This is a genomic window from Pseudomonas sp. 2822-15 (assembly GCF_002742515.1).
Classification (GTDB): Bacteria; Pseudomonadota; Gammaproteobacteria; order Pseudomonadales; family Pseudomonadaceae; genus Aquipseudomonas; species Aquipseudomonas salomonii.
Genome location: NZ_LJRY01000293.1, coordinates 1 through 274, shown reverse-complemented (window position 1 = coordinate 274; position 274 = coordinate 1). Strand labels below are relative to the sequence as shown.

The following is a 274-nucleotide window of genomic DNA, read 5'->3' as shown; positions in this document are numbered from 1 at the left end:
GAACTCAGCACTTTCCTCATTCACTTGCTTTAACTCCTCATAATACTCCCAATTCGTTTTCCAGATTCGTGCTTCGAGCCATTTCACATCATGAAAATACAAGAGTAAGGCTAAAAACAAATGTCTAGTTGCTAATGAATAATCTTGTAACCTCTCTTTTCTTAATGCCTCATCTAAATGGTTTTGATAAGACCAGTTTAATTCTTTCATTGCTTCAAGAGGTTTATGGTCACGATAAATCCTTTTTCTATTCACTGTGCGAGCAATTAAAAAG

1 protein-coding gene is annotated in these 274 nt (G+C 35.0%); it reads right to left on the bottom strand.

From position 1 onward, the window contains the following. The coding region (locus AOA59_RS32495; protein ID WP_218212222.1) for a hypothetical protein at nt 1–274 on the bottom strand (274 nt) is incomplete at both ends.